This window comes from Streptomyces sp. NPDC020875 (assembly GCF_040641415.1).
Lineage (GTDB): Bacteria > Actinomycetota > Actinomycetes > Streptomycetales > Streptomycetaceae > Streptomyces.
Map to the genome: position 1 here is coordinate 111,492 of NZ_JBFADP010000007.1, position 18,491 is coordinate 129,982.

8 protein-coding genes and 1 tRNA gene are annotated in these 18,491 nt (G+C 73.8%); all 9 read left to right on the top strand.

The genetic code is table 11. The features are described 5' to 3' along the window. Positions 1 to 447: 447 nt before the first annotated feature. The 9 genes from AB0G74_RS06205 (at position 448) to AB0G74_RS06245 (ending at position 18,173) form a co-directional block, all read left to right on the top strand. Positions 448 to 645, top strand: coding sequence for a hypothetical protein (locus AB0G74_RS06205; RefSeq protein WP_361141255.1), 198 nt, complete (start codon positions 448 to 450; stop codon positions 643 to 645). A 553-nt stretch (positions 646 to 1,198) separates the two neighbouring features. Further along, positions 1,199 to 4,045 (top strand): type I DNA topoisomerase, encoded by a 2,847-nt coding sequence (topA, locus tag AB0G74_RS06210; RefSeq protein ID WP_361141256.1) that lies wholly within the window; start codon positions 1,199 to 1,201, stop codon positions 4,043 to 4,045. 591 nt (positions 4,046 to 4,636) lie between these two features. Then, positions 4,637 to 8,080, top strand: coding sequence for a dTMP kinase (tmk, locus tag AB0G74_RS06215; protein ID WP_361141258.1), 3,444 nt, complete (start codon positions 4,637 to 4,639; stop codon positions 8,078 to 8,080). Between the two features lie 228 nt (positions 8,081 to 8,308). Then, the gene (locus tag AB0G74_RS06220) at positions 8,309 to 9,514 is read left to right on the top strand and encodes a DNA polymerase III subunit delta' (RefSeq protein ID WP_361141260.1); all 1,206 of its coding nucleotides are present in this window, start codon (positions 8,309 to 8,311) and stop codon (positions 9,512 to 9,514) included. 145 nt (positions 9,515 to 9,659) lie between these two features. Beyond that, positions 9,660 to 11,216: an alpha/beta hydrolase gene (locus tag AB0G74_RS06225; protein ID WP_361141262.1), complete on the top strand. Its 1,557-nt coding sequence runs from the start codon at positions 9,660 to 9,662 to the stop codon at positions 11,214 to 11,216. A 129-nt stretch (positions 11,217 to 11,345) separates the two neighbouring features. Continuing rightward, positions 11,346 to 11,419: transfer RNA gene (locus AB0G74_RS06230), tRNA-Thr, on the top strand. Between the two features lie 214 nt (positions 11,420 to 11,633). Further along, positions 11,634 to 13,820 carry a tetratricopeptide repeat protein gene (locus AB0G74_RS06235; RefSeq protein WP_361141352.1) on the top strand — a complete coding sequence of 729 codons (2,187 nt, stop codon included), beginning with the start codon at positions 11,634 to 11,636 and terminating at the stop codon, positions 13,818 to 13,820. 53 nt (positions 13,821 to 13,873) lie between these two features. Further along, complete coding sequence (locus AB0G74_RS06240; RefSeq protein ID WP_361141264.1) at positions 13,874 to 14,692, top strand: AAC(3) family N-acetyltransferase; 819 nt, start codon at positions 13,874 to 13,876, stop codon at positions 14,690 to 14,692. A gap of 139 nt (positions 14,693 to 14,831) precedes the next feature. Continuing rightward, positions 14,832 to 18,173 carry a S8 family serine peptidase gene (locus tag AB0G74_RS06245; protein ID WP_361141266.1) on the top strand — a complete coding sequence of 1,114 codons (3,342 nt, stop codon included), beginning with the start codon at positions 14,832 to 14,834 and terminating at the stop codon, positions 18,171 to 18,173. The last annotated feature ends 318 nt before the right edge of the window (positions 18,174 to 18,491 follow it).

The window sequence follows — 18,491 nt, forward strand, 5'->3', positions numbered from 1 at the left end:
TGCCCGCGCGCCGCGTTCTGTCGTAGGGAGCGGTGTTCGGCGGTCCGGCCGTCGGCGGACCGTAGGCCGACCGGTCGGCGCCGGGACCGTACTCCGTTCTGTGTAGACGGCACTGACACCGGCTCGACCCCCTGGTCCGGGACCCCGGACCCCTATTCCGTACGTATCGCCTCGCCCGGCTCCGAGTCGGAACCGCCCCCGACCGGACCCGGATCCGCCCGAATCCCGACCCGTATCCCGCCCCGGACCCGGCCCGTGGACGGCTGGCGGGGCCACGCGGGTGAACCCCCGAGCCGTTCACCCGGAATTCGGGACTCCGCCGCTCGGAGCTGCCAGCCTCGGAAGTCCGACAGGACCCCGGATCCAAGTGTCCGGGCATGGCCCCGGCGCCGGACGCCCCAGGGCGCAGTCGGCCCCGAAATGGCGATGAAAGGGCGGGAAGCGGGCATGGAAAGCGGTCCGGCGATCTTCGCGGCGTTGGCATTCGGGCTGTTCGGGGCGGCGCTGCTGGTCTGGACGGGGGTACGGACGGCCCACCGGTCGCCCGTCGCCGCGGGCGTGAGCCCCGCCAGGGCCGCCGCGGTCACCGCCCTCGCCGGGGCGGTCTGCCTCGGCCTCGGACTGTGGTGCCTCACCCGGATCTGACCCGGAGCCGCCGCCGCGCCCCGGGCGCCCTGGCACGCGGCCTCCTCCTTCCCGCCCGCCCGCTCCGGATCGCCCCCGTTCCGATCACCCCGCCCCCGATCACCCCGCCCGGATCGCCGCCGACCCGCCCGGGGCCGGATCCCGTCCCCGCCCCGCCCGTCGCCGCGCCCGCCGGAATCAGCCGTGTGAACATGTCCCCATCAGGGGCCGGGCCGGATCCGCCCCCGGGCCCGCCGGAAGGATCCAGCCCACCGGCGTACCGGTCCGGGCGGCAGGAACCGCCGGTCTCGGGTTACCGTTCGAGTGGCCGTTGCGGGCTTTCGCCGTTTGACACGGGGGCGGGTTGTACCGTCACACTCCGCAGCGACGGCACCAGCGCGCCGCGCCACACCGCGCCCGCGCCGCCGGCCCGGTCCCAACCCGGGGCCGCGAACTGCATACGTTCCACCGCTCCATCCCAAGACGAAGACCGAACACGCCGAAGACGCGGCGGGCCCAGCACGCGGTGGGCCCGGACCCGCCCACCGCGCGACGACCGGAGAGAAGAACCACGTTGTCCCCGACCAGCGAGACCGCACAGGGCGGTCGCCGACTCGTGATCGTCGAGTCGCCTGCCAAGGCGAAGACGATCAAGGGCTACCTCGGCCCCGGCTATGTCGTCGAGGCGAGCGTCGGGCACATCCGCGACCTCCCCAACGGCGCCGCGGAGGTGCCCGAGAAGTACACCGGCGAGGTCCGTCGCCTCGGTGTCGACGTCGAGCACGACTTCCAGCCGGTCTATGTCGTCAATGCCGATAAGAAGGCCCAGGTCAGGAAGCTCAAGGAGCAGCTCGCCCAGAGCGACGAACTCTTCCTCGCCACCGATGAGGACCGCGAGGGCGAGGCCATCGCCTGGCACCTCCTCGAAGTCCTCAAGCCCAAGGTCCCGGTCCACCGGATGGTCTTCCACGAGATCACCAAGGACGCGATCCGGGCCGCCGTGGCCAATCCGCGCGAGCTGAACCAGCGGATGGTCGACGCGCAGGAGACCCGCCGGATCCTGGACCGGCTCTACGGCTACGAGGTCTCCCCCGTGCTGTGGAAGAAGGTCATGCCGAAGCTGTCGGCGGGCCGGGTGCAGTCCGTGGCGACCCGGCTGGTCGTCGAGCGGGAGCGGGAGCGGATCGCCTTCCGCTCCGCCGAGTACTGGGATCTGACCGGCACCTTCGCCACCGGCCGGACCGGCGACGCCTCCGATCCCTCGTCGCTGACCGCCCGGCTGGCCTCGGTCGACGGCCGCCGGGTCGCCCAGGGCCGGGACTTCGGCTCCGACGGGCAGCTCAAGTCCGCCTCCGCCGGTCAGGTGCTCCACCTGGACGAGGCGAACGCGCGGGCGCTGGCCGCCGCGCTGGAGAACGCCGCGTTCGCGGTGCGCTCGGTGGAGTCGAAGCCGTACCGCCGCTCCCCGTACGCCCCCTTCCGGACCACGACCCTCCAGCAGGAGGCGTCCCGGAAGCTCGGCTTCGGCGCGAAGGCGACGATGCAGGTCGCCCAGAAGCTGTACGAGAACGGCTTCATCACCTATATGCGTACGGACTCCACGACGCTCTCCGACACCGCGGTCGCCGCGGCCCGGGCGCAGGTCACGCAGTTGTACGGGGCCGACTATCTGCCCGACCGGCCGCGGACGTACGCGGGCAAGGTGAAGAACGCCCAGGAGGCGCACGAGGCGATCCGTCCTTCGGGTGATCGTTTCCGCACCCCGGCCGAGACCGGTCTCAGCGGCGACCAGTTCCGGCTCTACGAACTGATCTGGAAGCGGACCGTCGCCTCCCAGATGAAGGACGCGGTCGGCAACTCGGTCACCGTCCGGATCGCGGGCACGGCCTCCGACGGCCGGGACGCCGAGTTCACCGCGTCCGGCAAGACGATCACCTTCCACGGCTTCATGAAGGCGTATGTCGAGGGCGCCGACGACCCGAACGCCGAGCTGGACGACCGCGAGCGGCGGCTGCCGCAGGTCGGCGAGGGCGACGCGCTGCGCGCCGACGAGATCACCGTCGACGGCCACGCCACCAAGCCGCCCGCCCGCTATACCGAGGCGTCGCTGGTCAAGGAGCTGGAGGAGCGGGAGATCGGGCGGCCGTCGACGTACGCCTCGATCATCGGCACCATCCTCGACCGAGGCTATGTCTTCAAGAAGGGCACGGCGCTCGTCCCGTCCTTCCTCTCCTTCGCCGTGGTCAATCTGCTGGAGAAGCACTTCGGCCGGCTCGTCGACTACGACTTCACCGCGAAGATGGAGGACGACCTCGACTGCATCGCCCGCGGCGAGGCGCAGGCGGTGCCGTGGCTGAAGCGTTTCTACTTCGGCGCGGGCGCGGCGGCCGGCGGCCCGGCGGCCGCCGAGGGCTCCGCCGCGGACGCGGGCAACGGCGACGGCGACCACCTGGGCGGGCTGAAGGCCCTGGTCACGGACCTGGGCGCGATCGACGCCCGGGAGATCTCCAGCTTCCCCGTCGGCGATGGCATCGTGCTCCGCGTCGGCCGCTACGGCCCCTATGTCGAACGCGGCGAGAAGGGCGAGGAGGGCCACCAGCGGGCCGACGTCCCCGAGGACCTGGCGCCCGACGAGCTGACCCTGGAGCACGCGGAGGAGCTGCTGGCCAAGCCGAGCGGTGACTTCGCCCTGGGCAAGGACCCCGTCTCCGGCCACGAGATCGTCGCCAAGGCAGGCCGCTACGGCCCGTATGTCACCGAGGTCCTCCCCGAGGGCACCCCGAAGACCGGCAAGAACGCGGTGAAGCCGCGGACCGCGTCCCTCTTCAAGACCATGTCGCCCGACACGGTCACCCTGGAGGACGCCCTGCGGCTGATGTCGCTGCCGCGCGTGGTCGGCACGGACGCCGAAGGCGTGGAGATCACCGCGCAGAACGGCCGGTACGGCCCGTATCTGAAGAAGGGCACCGACTCCCGGTCGCTGGAGACCGAGGAGCAGCTCTTCACCATCACCCTGGAGCAGGCGCTGGCGATCTACGCCCAGCCCAAGCAGCGGGGCCGGGCCGCCGCCAAGCCGCCGCTGAAGGAGCTGGGGACCGACCCGGTGAGCGAGCGGCCGGTCGTGGTGAAGGACGGGCGGTTCGGCCCGTACGTCACCGACGGCGAGACCAACGCGACCCTGCGGACCGGCGACAGCGTCGAGACGATCACGCCGGAGCGGGGCTACGAGCTGCTGGCGGAGAAGCGGGCGAAGGGGCCCGCGAAGAAGACGGCGAAGAAGGCCGTGAAGAAGACCGCGGCCAAGAAGACCGTCGCGAAGAAGACGGTGGCCAAGAAGACGGCCGCGAAGAAGACCACGGCGAAGAAGACCACGGCCACCGCGAAGAAGACGGCGGCGTCGAAGGCGTCGGCGGACGAGTAGCGGTGGTGTTCGAAGGCCCGTGTCCCGGTGCGGGGCGCGGGCCTTCGGCATGTACGGGGCCGGGCTCCGGGGGCCCGTACCGTACGGGGCCCCAATCTCCGGGAGTCCGTACCGTACGGGTACTCCGGCTCGCGGCTCCCGTCCGTCCCGTACGCCCCCCGGGCCGACCGTCCCGCGCGGTGCCGCCGGTTTCCCGCGGCCCGGGCCCGCGGCGGCTCCGGCCTCCGGGAAGGCCGGAGCGGGGGTCCGCCGGTCATTCGTTCGGGTGGCGGACCGCGGTGGGCCGGTCGCGCCCTTCCGCCCCCGATGCCTTCGGCGCCTGGGCCCTCGGCGCCCCTGAAGGCTCCCCGAGCCTTCGCCGCGCCGAGGCCGCAACGGCGGAGGCGTTCAGAGGCGCACCTCGGCGCGGAGTTCCGACCGCGCGCCGTCATGGGCTGGCGGTGCCCCAGCCCGGCACCCGCCCGTCGTCCTTCGCGCCGCGTGAGCGGGGACGTACGCCCCGTATCGGACGGTTCGACCGCGCGGCACCCCGGGCGGTCATATGTTCGGGCGCGACTCCGGGGGTGGTGGCCGTCCGGCTAGGCTGGGCGGATGACGCGAGCCGAGCAGCCAGCCGAGCCGAAGGCGGTCGAGAGCGCCGACTCAGAGACTGCCGAGGGCTCGACCGCAGTAGACCCCACCGGCCCCGAGGGCATCCGCCCCGACGACGCACTCGCCGCCGACTCCCGGGAGCGCGCCCTGCGCGCCCTGCTGAGAGTCCCGTCGCTGCGACGGCTGTGGCACGCGCGGATCGCGGGCGGTGTCGCGGACACCGTGGCGCTCCTCGTCCTCGTTCTGCTGACCCTTCAGGCGGCGATCTCCGACGGCACCTTCGGCGACGGGTACCGGGGCGCGGCCTTCGCCGTGGCCGCCGTACTCGGCGTACGGGCCCTCAGTACGGTCCTGTTCGGGGCCGTGCTCCTCGGCCCGCTGACCAAGCTCACCACGCCCCCGGGCCCGCTCGACCGGCGCTGGACCATGCTCGGCGCGGACGGGCTCCGGCTCGCCCTGCTGATCGTCGCGCCGCTGTGGATCGACTGGACCCCCGCCGACGCGACCCTGCTCCTCCTGGTGACCGTCTTCGTCACCGGCGGCGCGGAACGCTGCTGGACCGTGGCTCGGGACGGCGCCGCGCCCGCCCTGCTGCCCGCACCGCCGCCCGAGGGCGCGGCCGTCCGCCCGCTGCCGGACCATCTCGACGCGCTGCGCGGGCTGTGGCTCCGTACCTCTTTCGCGGTGATCCCGGCCGGGGCCGCCGTACTGCTGGCCGCCGTACTCGTCGGTGAACTGATCGGCCTGGGCTCCGGCTGGTTCGAGACCCACCCGGCCGCCCTCGGCTCGTATGTCGCCGCCGGGCTCTTCGCCGCGTCCGCCTCCATGCTCTGGGCCGTCGAGCTGCCGGGCGGCCGGACGCCCCGGCCGCGCTCCCCGCTGGAGGGGCTGCGCAGGCCGCTCGCGGCCGGAAGCCCGGACGGCGGGCGGGTCACCGACAAGGGCAGGACCGGGGCCGTACCCCTGTTCGTGCTCGCCTGCGCGGCCGTCGCCGCCGCGATCGCGGCCACCGTCGCCGTCTCCGTACTCCACGCCTACGACCTCGGCGGCGGCCCCGCCGCCTACGCGCTGCTGGTCCTCGCCCTGACCGGCGGTACGGGTCTCGGGATCCGGACCGCGCGCGGCGTACTGCCCGCGCTCTCCCGGCGCCGGCTGCTCGCCATCGCCGTCGCCGTCACCGGTGTCGCGCTGCTGGCGATGGGACTGGTGCCGGACACGGCGACCGTCCTCTTCATCGCCCTGACCGCCGGATACGCGGCCGGGGTCGCCGCCGCCACCGGGCACGCCCTGATCGACCAGGAGACCGAGGAGCCCCGGCGGGCCCGGATGACGGACCATCTGCAGGCCGTCGCCCGGGTCGCGATCGCCCTGGGCGCGCTGGTGGCGCCCCTGGTGGCCGCCGCCATCGGACCGCACCGGCTGGCGAGCGGCGATGTCGTCTTCGCGCACGGCGGCGCCGCGTTCACGCTGATGCTGGCGGGCGCGCTGCTGCTGCCGGTCGCCGCGGTCGTCCTCGCCAAGGGCGACGACCGGTCCGGCGTACCGCTGCGCCGGGACATCGGGGACGCGCTGCGGCGCGGCGCCGACCCGAAGCAGGCCGTATCGCCGACCGGTTTCTTCATCGCCGTCGAGGGCGGCGACGGGGCCGGGAAGTCCACCCAGGTCGAGGCGCTCGCCACCTGGATCCGGGCCAAGGGCCACGAGGTCGTCGTCACCCGCGAGCCGGGCGCCACGCCCGTCGGCAAGCGGCTCCGCTCGATCCTGCTCGACGTCTCGTCGGCCGGTCTGACCAGCCGCGCCGAGGCGCTGCTGTACGCCGCCGACCGCGCCGAGCACATCGGTTCCGTGGTCCGGCCCGCCCTCGAACGGGGCGCGGTCGTGATCACCGACCGGTATATCGACTCCTCGGTCGCCTACCAGGGCGCCGGGCGGGATCTGGCGCCGACGGAGATCGCCCGGATCTCCCGCTGGGCGACGGACGGACTCGTTCCGCATCTGACGGTGCTGCTGGACGTGGCGCCGGAGACCGCGCGCGAGCGGTTCACCGAGGCCCCGGACCGGCTGGAGTCGGAGCCGGTCGAGTTCCACCAGCGGGTCAGGGCCGGGTTCCTGACGCTGGCCGCCGCCGACCCCGGGCGGTACGTGGTCGTGGACGCGGGCCGGGAGCCCGAGGCCGTCACCACCGTCGTACGGCACCGGCTCGACCGGATGCTGCCCCTCTCCGAGGCCGAGATCAAGGCCCGCGAGGAGGCCCGCAGGGCGGCCGAGGAAGAGGCCCGGCGGAAGGCCGAGGAAGAGGCCGCCCGCAAGGCCGAGGAGGAACGGCTGGAACGCGAGCGTCAGGAACAGCTCGCCCGGCTGCGCGCCGAGGAGGAGGCACGGCGCAAGGCCGAGGAGGAGGCCGCGCGGCAGCGCGAGGCCGAACGGCAGGCCGAGGAGGCGCGGCAGCGCGCCGAGGAGGCCCGTCGCCTCGCGGAGGAGGAGCGCCGCAGGCGGGAGGCCGAGGAGAAGGCCCACCGCGAGGAGCAGGAACGGCTCCGCAAACTCGCCGAGGAACAGGCCCGGCTGCGGGCCGAAGCCGAGGAGCGGCGGCTGGAGAAGCAGCGCAAGGCGGAAGAGGCGCTGATCAAGGCCGAGCAGGCCCGGCAGGCGGCCGAGCTGGAGGCGGCGCGGCTGCTGGCGGAGGCCGAGGCGGTCCGCGCGGCGGCGGCGAAGGTCGAGGCGGACGCGCGGCGGCGGGCCGAGGAGCAGGCGGCGGAGGAGGCCAGGCGCCGGGCGGAGACCCGTACGACGGAGCTTCCGGTGCCGCCTCCCGTGCCGTCGTCCGATGACGCTTCGGACGCGGCTTCGGCTTCGGACGCGGCTTCGGTTTCGGCGAACGAGGTGACCGTACCGACGCCGATCGTCCGGCCGGACGACGAGACGCATGAGATCCCGCAGGTCGCGCCGCCGGAAGGGCACGCGGAGGGACCGGTGGCCCTGAGCACGGACGAGACGGCGGTCCTGCCGCCGGTCCGGGACGCCGACGAGACGGCGGTCCTGCCGCCGGTCCGGGACGTGGACGAGACCGCCGTACTTCCGCCCGTACGGGGAGACTCGCCCGCCGACCGCGTACCGCAGGACATCTTCCGCAAGGACGACGGCGACGGCGGCACAAGTACTGGTGCCGGTTCCGGACCGGATGCCTCCGCCGCTCCCGACGGCGAGGTCGGACCGAACGACCGTACGCGGGAGCTTCCGCTGGTCGACCCCGGTGACGGCGGCTCCGGCGCGGCGGACGACGCCAAGGGCGCCCGGCGCCGTCCCGACTGGGCGGAGGAGACGCCGATGGACGATCTGCCGACGCTCGCCGACGAACTCTTCGGGGCACACCGCGACGAGGGCGACGAGCCCGGCGGACGCGGCGGCAAGGGCGGCCGGGGCGGTCCGCGCGGCAAGCGCTGAGCCGTACGGTCACTGAGCGGTACGGGCGGGGCGCACGGTCCCGGGGGTCGGCAGGCGTCCGCCCCGCCGCGCCACCCCCGCCCGGCCGCTGACGTGCGGGTTCCCGCGTTGTCACACCCGCCCGCCACAATGAGAACCACGCGGCACGGTTCCGGACCACCCCCCGGGACCGGCGCCGCGGGCATGATCGTGTCCGTTGCCGCGGGCCCGGGAAGGAGCGGGTGACGTATGACGGTATGGGACGACCTCGTCGGTCAGGACCGGGTGGCGGAGCAGCTCACGACCGCCGCGCGGGACGCCGACGCGCTGGTGACCGCCGAGGCGGATGGCACCGCTCCGCCGGAGGCGTCCAAGATGACGCACGCCTGGCTGTTCACCGGGCCTCCCGGCTCGGGCCTGGCCACCGCTGCCCGGTCCTTCGCGGCGGCGCTGCACTGCGTCAGCCCCGACCGGGCGCTCGGCGGCGTTCCGGGCTGCGGATTCTGCGACGGCTGCCATACGGCCCTGGTCGGGACGCACGCCGATGTGGAGGTCGTCCGTACGGACCTCCTCTCGATCGGCGTCAAGGGGACACGGGAGTTGGTCCGCCGGGCCCAGCTCTCCCCGGCCGGCGGGCGCTGGCAGGTGATCGTCCTGGAGGACGCCGACCGGCTCACCGAAGGCGCGGGCAATGTGCTGCTGAAGGCCGTGGAGGAGCCCGCGCCCCGCACGGTCTGGCTGCTCTGCGCGCCCTCGCAGGAGGACGTGCTGCCGACGATCCGCTCCCGTTGCCGCCATCTGACGCTGCGGACGCCGCCGGTCGACGCGGTCGCCGACATCCTCGTCCGGCGGGACGGCATCGAGCCCGACGCCGCGCGGGCGGCGGCCCGGGCCACCCAGGGCCATATCGACCGGGCCCGCAGACTGGCCACCGACGAGGGGGCCAGGGCGCGGCGGGCGACCGTACTGAAACTCCCGCTCAGGGTCGCGGACGTCGGCGCCGCCCTCAAGGCCGCCCAGGAACTGATCGACGCTGCGGCCGAGGACGCCAAGCAGGTCGCCGACGAGGTCGAGACCAGGGAAACCGAGGAGCTGAGGGCCGCGCTCGGCGCCGCCCAGGGCGGCCGGATGCCGCGCGGTACGGCCTCGGCGATGAAGGAGCTGGAGGACCGGCAGAAGAAGCGCCGGACCCGGACGCAGCGGGACAGCCTCGATCTGGCGCTGAGCGATCTCACGGGTTTCTACCGGGACGTTCTGGCGCTCCAGCTCGGCAGCGGTCTCGCCCTCGCGAACACGGACGTCCGGGACGCCCTCGACCGGATCGCCCGGGACTCCACCCCCGAGGCCACCCTGCGCAGGATCGAGGCGGTCCTGTCGTGCCGGGAGGCGCTGGGGGCGAATGTGGCGCCGCTGCTGGCGGTGGAGGCGATGACGATGTCGCTGAGAGCGGGCTGACGTACCCCCGCCGGGGCCCGCGCCTTCCCGGACGTACCGCCCACGACTCCCGGGCCGGGCCAGTCCCACCGCGATTCACCCTTACGAGCCGTACGGCGGCGGCGCGAGGGTCCGATACGAGAGGTTCGTCGCCTAGGCTCCGGGAATGGACCATCGCCGTTTGCTCCGCAGTTCCGCTCTCGCGCTGGCAGCCACGGGCCTGTTGCTCTCCGGCTGCACCGGCCCGGGCACCGGCGACAGAGCGTCGGCGGCCCCGGCCGGAGGGTCGGGCCAGGGGGCGAGGTCGTCGCCGTCGGCGGAGCTGAAGCCGTTCTACGGCCAGAAGCTGTCCTGGCGGAAGTGCGGCACCTCCGGCTTCCAGTGCGCCACCCTCAAGGCCCCCCTCGACTACGGCGCACCCGGCGGCGAGACGATCGAGCTGGCCGTGGCCCGCAAGAAGGCCACGGGCCCCGGCTCCCGCCTCGGCTCCCTGCACGTCAACCCGGGCGGCCCGGGCGGCTCGGCGGTCGGCTTCCTCCAGTCGTACGCGGCCCTCGGCTACCCCGCGCCCGTCCGCGCCCGCTACGACATGGTCGCGATGGATCCGCGGGGCGTGGCCCGGAGCGAGCCCGTGGAGTGCCTCGACGGCAAGGCGATGGACGCCCACACCCAGGTCGACCAGACCCCGGACACGGCACCGGACGCGTCGGCGTTCCACACGGCCCTGAAGAACTTCGCGGCCGGCTGCGAGAAGAAGTCCGGCAAGGTCCTGCCGCATGTCTCCACCGCCAACACGGCCCGCGACATGGATATCTTCCGGGCGGCCCTCGGCGACACGAGGCTGACGTACGTCGGCGCCTCCTACGGCACCTTCCTGGGCACGATCTACGCCGAACTCTTCCCGGCCCGGACCGGCCGGCTGGTCCTGGACGGGGCGATGGACCCGTCGCTCTCGGCCCGGCAGCTCAACCTGGACCAGACGGAGGGCTTCGAGACGGCGTTCCGGTCGTTCGCCGAGGACTGCGTGGCCCGCGAGGACTGCCCCCTGGGCCGTACGTCGGTGAAGGCCGCCGGACAGCACCTGAAAAAGTTCTTCACCGACCTCGACCAGCGCCCCGTCCCCACCGGCCAGAGCCGTGAGCTGGGCGAATCCCTGGCCACCACAGGAGTCCTGGCCGCGATGTACGACGAGGCGGCCTGGCCCCGGCTCCGTGCGGCGCTCTCCGCCGCGATGGACGGCCGGGGCGAGGCCCTGCTGGCCCTCGCCGACGCCTACTACGAGCGGGACCCGGACGGCACGTACTCGAATCTGATGTTCGCCAACGCGGCCGTGAACTGCCTGGACGCCCCGCCCGCCTTCTCCCGCGAGGCCGAGATGCACACGGCGCTCCCCGACTTCGAACGAGTCTCCCCGGTCTTCGGCCGGAACTTCGCCTGGGCGGCCCTGAACTGCACCTACTGGCCCACCCCCGCCACCGGCACCCCCCACCGCGTCACCGCCGACGGAGCCCCCCCGATCCTGGTCGTCGGCACCACCCGCGACCCGGCGACCCCCTACAAGTGGTCCCGCGCCCTCGCGTCCCAGCTCTCCTCCGGCCGCCTCCTGACCTACGACGGCGACGGCCACACGGCCTACGGCCGCGGCAGCGACTGCGTGGACACGGCGATCAACACCTACCTCCTCGAAGGCGAAGCCCCCCAGGACGGCAAACGCTGCCGCTGACCCCCGCCCCCACCCCGTCCCCCCAGGTCGGAGCCGGGATGGTCCGGGGCACCCACCGGAACCCTGTAGACTCAGCACCGCTGCCGATGCCAGTGTTCTCCTGCGGGACGCACTACGCCGTCGCGGCTTGCCGCCTTAGCTCAGTTGGCCAGAGCAACGCACTCGTAATGCGTAGGTCTCGGGTTCGAATCCCGAAGGCGGCTCGTTCGAACCCCGGGTCGGATCTCATCCGACCCGGGGTTTCTTCGTTTCCGGAGCCGGACGCGTTCGGATTGTCCGGTGGGAGCCGGGGAGAGATCCGGCGGTCCGGGCCGTGTTCCCTGGGGCGCCGGTGCGTCAGGATGGATGCCGTTCGTACGACGGGATCCGGTAGCGGTCGCCTCAGGGGGAGCGATGGACGCTGAGCTGATCGTGGCGATGGCCGGCACGGCGGGGACCTTTCTCGGGCTCGGTGTCGCCTGGCGGCAGTTGCGGTTGCACGGGGCGGCGCGGGCGGGTGGGCCGTACCCTCCTGAGCCGGACGGGGCGTCCGTCCATCCGCCCGCCCTGCCGCCGCGTGCCGTGCGGGGGCGGGACCGGCTGCTTCGTACCCTTCGGAGGCGGATCCGGCGTGGGCGCGGTGGCGTCGTCGTCATCGCCGGGCCCGGTGGTATCGGGAAGTCGACCGTGGCCGCGGCCCTCGCCCATGGGACCCTCGGGTCCCGGGGCCCGTTTCGGAGGCGGGAGCGGGGGGTGTGGTGGGTGCACGCGGGGGATCCGGCCGCTCTTGCCGCGGGGCTGGTCACCGTCGCCCGCCGGGCGGGTGCCCGGCGGGGCGATGTGGAGGCGCTGGCCCGGGGCTCGGGCGATGCCGCCGACCGCTTCTGGGACGTACTGGGCCGGGTTCCCGCGGGGTGGCTCCTCGTCCTCGACGAGGCCGACGACCCCGGGGTTCTCACCGGGCCGGGCTGGCTGCGCCCGGCCGGGCGCGGGCTGGTCGTGGTGACCACCCGGCACACCAGGGCCGATACCTGGGGCGGGCACGCGACCGTGCTGTCACTGCCCCCGCTCGACGAGAGCGACAGTGCCCTGCTCCTCACCGACCTGGCTCCCGGCGCGGGCGGCCACGACGCGGCGGTGGGGCTCGCCCGCCGTCTCGGTGGGCTGCCGCTCGCCCTGGAGCTGGCGGGGACCCATCTGCATTCCGGTGTCGCCCGCAGGGCGACCTTCACCGCTTTTCGCTCCCTCCTGGAGTCCTGTCCGACCGACGGCTGGCCCGGGGACCCGGATCCCCGGGCGGACCCCCGGGCCACGGTGACGTTCACCTGGGAGATCTCCCTCGACGCTCTGGAACGCCGGGGAGTCCCCGCCGCCCGCCCGCTGTTGCGGCTGCTGTCGTGCTACCAGTCCGGTGTGCCCGTACCCCGGGACGTCCTCGACACCCGTTCGCCCGGGCCGGTGTGGCCGGCCGGATCGGAGCTGATCGTCGAACAGGCCCTGCGGGGACTGGTCGACGTGGGGCTGCTGACCGCGAACCCCGGACCCGGCGGCTCCGCGGGGCTGACCGTCCATCCGGTGGTGGCAGACATCAGCCGGATCCATCTCGGTCCGCCCCGGGACCCCGGTGATACCCCGGGTGACGCGATACCGGCAGCCGCGGTGGAACTCCTGCTGGCGGCCTTCGGACGATTACGGATGGACCAGCCCGACGACTGGCCCCACTACCGTCGGCTCACGCCGCACCTGGGCGCCCTGTACCGGACCGTCGCCTCCCGGCTGCGCCCGCCGCTGCTGGCCGCCCTCGCGGAGGCCACGGCGGACGCCGCCCGCGCGGGCGATCGTGAGGGGGCGCACCGTTCGGCCGCCCAGCTCTGTCTCACCGGCCTGGAGCACACCGGCCCCCTGGGCGCCGACCATCCGGCCGTACTCGCCCTGCGGCACCAACGAGCCTGGCAGATCTCTTTCCAGGGCGACAGGGCGGCTGCCGAGCTCCTCTACCGGGAGGTGTACGCGGCCCGGCTGCGGGTCCTGGGCGCCGACCACCCGGACACCCTCGCCAGCCGGCACGAGCTGGCGTGGATCGCCGCCTGCCGGGAACGCTGGACGGAGGCCGAGCACGCCTACCGCCTGGTGCTCGACGCTCGCCGGTCCGTCCTCGGCCCGAGCGCGCCCGAGACCCTGACCACCGCCCATGAACTCGCCTGGGCCGTAGCCAACCAGGGGCGGTACGCCGAGGCCGCCGCCGCGCTCGACCAGGTCCACGCCGACCGGTGCGGGACACTCGGCGCCGATCACCCCCAGACTCTGGCCAGCCGGCACGAGCTGGCCTGGACTCGTTTGAAGGGCGGCGACCGCGCCGGTGCCGAGCGCCTCTACCGGGCGGTGTACGCGGCCCGGCTGCGGGTGCTCGGCGAGGACCACCCGGAGACCCTGACCACCCGCCATGAACTCGCCTGGACCCTCGCCGTCCAGGGCCGGGCGGACGAGGCCGAGCGGATCTTCCGGAGCGTGCTCGCGCGGAGGTACGAAGCACTGGGCGATGGCCACCCCGACACCGTCGCCGTCTCGCGGGCCCTTGAGGCGCTCCGGCGCGGTGAGACCTTGGAAGTGCGCCATGTGGCCTGAACCCCGTGCCGACAGGTTCTCCGGGAGCCGGGCCGATGACGAGGAGGAGTTCGATGATCGGTAAGGAGCAGTTGAGCGGGGCGGTGGGCGAGATCGGTCTCTCCGGTCGGCCCGTTCTGGTCCACGCCGCCCTGCGGTCGTTCGGGGCACCGCTCGACGGAGGCGCGGACGCCCTGATCGACGCCCTCGTCGGCCGGGGCTGCACCGTGCTCGTACCCGCTTTCACCGAGCCCCATTTCGAAGTGGCCCCGCCGCCGTCGATGCGGCCGGCCCGCAATGGAGTGGACTACGACCGGCCTCGGCCGGGTGAGTCCCTGCCCGCGCCCGCCGTCTTCACCCCGGACTGCGGACTGGTCAACCCGCGTCTCGGTGCCTTTCCGGCCGCGCTGATCGCCAGGACCGGGGCGAGGCGGGGGCGGCATCCGCTGAACTCGTTCGCCGCCTTCGGGCCGGACGCGGAGCGTCTCGTACGCGGTCAGGGCCCGGAGGACGTCTATGCCCCGCTGCGCGCTCTGGCCGACCGGGACGGGCGGAGTCTCCTCATCGGCGTCGGACTCAACCGGATGACCGTGATCCATCTCGCCGAGCAGCGGTCCGGGCGCCGGCTGTTCCGCCGCTGGGCCCGGACGGAGGACGGCGGGGTCGCGATGGTCGAGGTCGGATCCTGTTCGGAGGGTTTCCACCGGCTGGAGCCCTGGCTGCGGTCCGGCGTCCGTACGACCACGGTGGGCGCCGCCCGCTGGGCCGCCCACCCCGTACGGGAGACCCTGGCGTCCGTGGTGTCGGCCCTGGTCGCGGAGCCGGGGCTCACCCGCTGTTCGGAGGACTGTCCGGCTTGTCGGGATTCCATCGCGGGCGGACCGCTGGGCTGACCCCGCGGACCGGTGGGTTTCGGCCATCGGCGCGGGCGGCGACAACGTGGACCGGTCTTGATCACTCTCATCGGGTGGGAGTGGGGAGCGGGGCCACTTCCGGTACCGCGTCCGAATCCCCGCGGAGCAGGGAGTCACCTTGTTCTCCACCAGACATGTCGTCACGGGTCTCGTGGCGACGGCACTTGTCGCGGGGATGGGCAGTACGAACGCGGTCGCCGAAACCGGCGGAAGCGGGAGCGGGAGCGGAACCGGGAGCAGCGCGGTCGGCGGGAGTGCGGGCGGGGGCCGGTGGGTCACGCTGATCACCGGGGACCGGGTCGCGGTCGACGGGCGGGGCCGGGTCACCGCCGTCGAGCGCGGCGAGGGGCGGGCGAGGATACCCGTACGGACCTGGACCGAGCGGGGGCGTACCTATGTCGTCCCGGTCGACGCCGAGCGGCTGATCGCCCGGGGCACCGTGGACCGGCGGCTGTTCGACGTGACGGCGCTCAGCCGGGTCGAGAGCCGGCGGGCGTACCGCGACGGGCTCAAGGTCATCGTCGCCTACGAGGGTGCCGCCGAGGTCTCGGCGCGTAAGGGCGTACGGGCCGACGCGGAGGTGCGGCGGACCCTGTCGTCGCTGAACGCGGATGCCGTGACCGTCGCGGAGCGGGACGCGGGCGCGCTGTGGTCGGCGCTGACCCGGACCGTGAAGGGCGAGGTGTCGGCCCGGACCGCGCCGGGTGTGGCGCGGGTCTGGCTGGACGCGGTGCGGACAGTGAATCTGGAGACCAGTGTCGGCGCGATCGGCGCGCCGAAGGCGTGGGAGGCCGGGTACGACGGGACCGGCGTCAAGATCGCCGTACTCGATACCGGTGTCGACGCGAACCATGCCGATCTGCGGGGGAAGGTCGAGAAGGCGGGCAACTTCTCCGACTCGCCCGACGCCGTGGACCGGCACGGGCACGGGACGCACGTCGCGGCGACCGCGGCGGGTACCGGGGCCCACTCGAACGGGAAGTTCAAGGGGGTGGCGCCGGGGGCGACCGTCCTCAGCGCCAAGGTGCTGGACGACGGCGGCAGCGGTTCGGACTCCGGGATCCTCGCGGGCATGGACTGGGCCGTCGCGCAGGGCGCCGATGTGATCAATATGAGCCTCGGTGGCCAGGACTCGCCGGGGCAGGATCCGCTGGAGCTGCGGATCGACCAGCTGACCAAGGAGAAGGGGGTCCTGTTCGCGGTCGCGGCGGGGAACTCGGGGCCGCAGCCCGGCACCGTCGACTCCCCGGGCAGCGCTGACGCCGCCCTCACCGTCGGCGCGGTCGACGACAGCGGCGCGATGGCCGGTTTCTCCAGTGTCGGGCCGCGGGTCGGCGACGGCGCGGTGAAGCCGGACGTCACCGGGCCGGGTGTGGACATCACGGCCGCCGCCGCCCGGGACAGCCTGCTCGCCCGGCAGAACGGGGAGAGCCCGCAGGGCTATCTGACGATCTCCGGCACCTCGATGGCCACCCCGCACGCCGCGGGCGCCGCCGCCCTGCTGAAGCAGCGGAACCCCGACTGGTCGGGTACCCGGCTGAAGTCGGTACTGACCGCGTCCGCGAAGGACGGCGGTCACTCCGCGTTCCATCAGGGCACCGGCCGGATCGCCGTCGACCGGGCGCTGGCCCAGACCGTGGTCTCCGACGAGTCGTCGGTCTCCTTCGGGCGGCAGAACTGGCCGCACACCGACGACCGGCCCGTCACCAAGAACGTGACCTACCGCAACCTCGGTGACCAGCCCGTCACCCTGGATCTGACGATCCGCGGCCTCGACCCGCAGGGGCGGCCCGCCCCGGCCGGGTTCTTCACCCTGGGCGCCGACCGGGTCACCGTGCCCCGCGGCGGTACGGCCACCGTCCCCGTGACGGCCGACACCAGGATCGGCGGCGACAACGAGGGCGCCTACACGGCGGCCGTCGTCGCGACCGGCGGCGGGCAGACCGTCCGGACCGCGGCCGCCGTGGACCGCGAGGTCGAGTCGTACGATCTGACGCTCAACTACAAGGGCCCGGACGGAAAGCCCAGCAACCAGTTCGTCTCCTATCTGGGGCAGCTCAGCGGGGTGGCCGACGCCGGTGCCTTCGACCGCGAGGGCAGGCCGACGGTCAAGTTCCGGCTGCCGAAGGGCGAGTACGTCCTGAACGCGATGCGGGAGGCCGAGACTCCGGCCGGGTTCTCCATCGACCGGCTGGTCCACCCCAAGCTGGCTCTGACCAGGGACACCACCGTCGAGGTCGACGCCAGGCTCGCCAAGCAGGTCCGGATGAGCGCCCCGGACGCCGGGGTCCCGATGACCGACGCCCGGGCCACGTACGAGGTGAGCAAGGGCCGCCGGATGGTGGGCTCCACCGAGTTCGTAGGTGTCTTCGACAACTACCGGATCGCACAGCTCGGCCCGGCGCGGCCGACCGGTGTCACCCTCCACGAGTCTTTCAACGCCCAGTGGGGGAGCGGCGCCGGGAGCCAGTACAACGCGGCGGCCGGGGGCGTGGTGGACCGGCTCTCGAACGGCCACAGCTCGACGTTCCGGCGGGCGGACTTCGCCCGGGTCTCCGCTCTCACCGGTTCGACCGTCAAGGGCAAGAAGGCGGTCTCCGCGGTGGTCTCCGCCCTCGACGGAATGTCCTCCGACTCGGACCACCCGTACAAGCTGCCGGGCAGCCGCACCCACTACGTCGCCACCGCCGGGAAGGTCAACGCCTGGGCCCTGAACGTGATGCGGCTCGGCGCCGACGGCTCCTACGAGGCGGGCTACGACTCCCCGGTCCGGCACTTCCGGCCCGGTACGACCCGCCAGGTGACGATGGTCGGGACGGGGGTCCACTCGCCGCTGACGCACGAGTTCAGCGGAGTCAAGCGGGCGGGTGACGACCTCTGGGCCGAGGTGCCGCTCTTCTCCGACGGCCCGGGCAACGCGGGCTGGTCCGCGCACACCTCGGCGAAGACGGCGCTCTACCGGGGCACCACCAGGATCGGTGAGATCGAGGACGCGCTGGAGGGCTCGGACGGCTTCCCCGGCCTCGCGCCCGAGGAGGCCGAGTACACCCTGACGACCTCGGTCCGGCGGAGCCCGGCGGTCGACCGGACCTCGACCCGGATCGACGGTTCGTGGACTTTCCGCAGCGCCCGGACGCCGGAGGAGGAGAGCACCCGGATCCCGCTGTCCATGGTCAGGTTCGGCGCCTCGACCGGTCTGGACGGATCCGTTCCGGCGGGCCGCGCGTCGACCTTCCCGGTCACCGTGCAGGGCCCGGCGGCGGGCTCCGGCCTGGCGTCGCTCGCGGTCTCCGTCTCCTACGACGCGGGAGCGACCTGGCACGACGTCCCCGTCAGGGACGGCCGGGTGACCGTACGGAACCCCGCCGAGGGCAAGTCGGTCGCCCTCCGCGGCGAGGTCACCGACACCCGGGGCGGCAAGGGGAGCGTGACCGTGTACGACGCCTACTTCGGCCGGTAGGCCCGCAGGGCGTGTTTCGAAAGTCCCGCCTGCCCCGCGACGCCTGGCACGCCCTCCCCCTGGGCCTGGCGGCCCGGGCGGTACCCCCACGCTGCGTTGTCGGGATCGTCCGAGTACGCCCAGTACGAGGACGACCGCCCCCTGGCTTCGCCGGGGGGACCCCCACCGCCATCGCGATCGCACGCACCAGACGCCGCGGGGCCCGCCCTTCGGGCGGACGGCGCTACTTTCGAAACACGCCCTGGGCCGTACGCGGCAGAGTTACGGGGCGCGCCGCCCGGGTCCGTGGAGACGGGGCCGGGCGGCGCTGTCGTGCCC